The following is a 1,165-nucleotide window of genomic DNA, read 5'->3' on the forward strand; positions in this document are numbered from 1 at the left end:
GGCAGGGGAATCGCATATGGCGTTTTGGGAGTTGAAATTGGTCTGAGAAGAGATTCTTTGGGAAGGCAGTCCAGCGAAGGAGTGACTGCCATGTCCTGCCTTGAGAGCTATTTCGGCGCGGTCCCTGACCCGCGCGCGGCCAACGCCACGCACCGGCTTGGCGATTTGATCGTGATGATGGTTGCGGCAAGCCTGTGCGGCGCGACCAATGCGACGGAGTTTTCGTTGTTTGCGCAAGAGCGCAAGCAGGCGCTGTCGCGGTTGATCGCGTATGAGGAGGCGCCCAGCCATGACACCTTCTCGCGGCTGCTGCGCCTGCTCGATCCTGAGGCCTTCGGGCGCGCCTTCGCCGCGTTTGCCGCAGGCTTTGCCCAGGCATGCCAGGGCGTGGTCTCGCTCGACGGCAAGGCGCTGCGGCGGGCTTATGAGAAGGGCCTTGCAGCCAGTCCGCCCTTGACGGTCTCGGCCTTTGCCGCCGAGACGCGGCTGTGCTTGGCGGCGGCTTCGCCCGGCGATGCGGAGAATGAGGTCGAGGCTGCCCTCAAGGTAGTCGAACTCATTGATCTCACTGGTAGATTGGTCACGGCCGATGCGCTCCACTGTCACACGCGTATGGCCCAAGCCGTCACCGAACGCGGCGGCGACTATCTGCTCGCGCTCAAGGGAAACCGTCGGCATTGGCTTAGCCGTGCCAACCAGCATCTGGTCGAAACTGCCCCCGCTATCGCCGAGCGGACCGAAACCAGCCATGGCCGTAGCGAATGGCGACAGGCAGAGGTCGTCGCGGCAGCTGAGCCGCTGATGCCAGGCCACAGAGCCTTTATCCGCATCACCAGCCGGCGCGACCAAGCCAAGCCGCTGACGCGCCTGTTCATGGCCTCCAACCTGCTGTCGCCACCCCAGGCGCTCGATCTCACCAGAGCTCACTGGCAGATCGAAAACGGGCTGCATTGGATATTGGACGTGCATCTCGCCGAGGATCTCAGCCGCGCCCGCAAAGGCAATGCCCCCGCCAACACCGCGCTCCTCAACCGCATCGCCAGAAACATCCTCCAAATCGCCGACACAGACACAGACAAAGTCCCGATCAGCCACCGCATCAAGAAATGCGCCTGGAATGACGACTATCTCATCAATGCCATCACTCATATGCGATAGCCCTGCC

General features: G+C 62.6%; 1 protein-coding gene. It reads left to right on the forward strand.

What is annotated here, in order from left to right; genetic code table 11:
- The first annotated feature begins 90 nt into the window (after window positions 1-90).
- Window positions 91-1,158 (forward strand): ISAs1 family transposase, encoded by a 1,068-nt coding sequence (locus FJ960_RS29355; RefSeq protein ID WP_140718569.1) that lies wholly within the window; start codon window positions 91-93, stop codon window positions 1,156-1,158.
- Window positions 1,159-1,165: the final 7 nt, after the last annotated feature.

This window comes from Mesorhizobium sp. B2-3-11, assembly GCF_006442215.1.
Lineage (GTDB): Bacteria > Pseudomonadota > Alphaproteobacteria > Rhizobiales > Rhizobiaceae > Mesorhizobium > Mesorhizobium salmacidum.